Raw genomic sequence first — 785 nt, forward strand, 5'->3', positions numbered from 1 at the left:
CGCATGTTCTCGAAGATATTGATCGCGAACCGTGGCGAGATCGCCTGCCGTGTGATCAAGACGGCCAAGCGGATGGGGATCGCGACGGTTGCGGTCTATTCCGACGCCGATCGCGACGCGCTGCATGTCGAGATGGCGGATGAGGCCGTGCATATCGGCGCAGCTCCCGCCGCCGAATCCTATCTCCAGATCGACAAGATCATCGCCGCCTGCAAGCAGACGGGCGCTGAGGCGGTCCATCCCGGCTACGGCTTTCTCTCCGAGCGCGAGGCCTTCGCGAGGGCGTTGAAGGAGAACGGCATCGTCTTCATCGGTCCCAATCCCGGCGCGATCGCCGCGATGGGCGACAAGATCGAATCGAAGAAGGCGGCGGCGGCTGCCAAGGTCTCGACGGTTCCGGGCCATCTCGGCGTGATCGAGAACCCCGAGCATGCGGTCAAGATCGCCGACGAGATCGGCTATCCCGTGATGATCAAGGCCTCGGCCGGCGGCGGCGGCAAGGGCATGCGCATCGCCCATTCTTCGGCTGAGGTCGCCGAGGGCTTTGCCCGCGCCAAGTCGGAGGCGGCGTCCTCCTTCGGCGACGATCGCGTCTTCGTCGAGAAGTTCATCGTCGACCCCCGCCATATCGAGATCCAGGTGCTGGGCGACAAGCACGGCAATGTCATCTATCTCGGCGAGCGCGAATGCTCGATCCAGCGCCGCAACCAGAAGGTGCTGGAGGAGGCGCCGTCGCCGCTGCTCGACGAGGCGACCCGCCGCAAGATGGGCGAGCAGGCGGTCGC

The 785-nt window shown here is 65.4% G+C and carries 1 protein-coding gene; it reads left to right on the top strand.

Going from position 1 to position 785, the window contains the following annotated elements; all coding sequences use genetic code 11:
* Positions 1 to 3: 3 nt before the first annotated feature.
* Positions 4 to 785, top strand: a 782-nt coding sequence (locus AC3WLC_RS32070) for an ATP-binding protein (protein ID WP_493687912.1), incomplete at its 3' end; no start/stop codon positions are given.

This window comes from Allobosea sp. GW821-FHT03A12, from assembly GCF_058986765.1.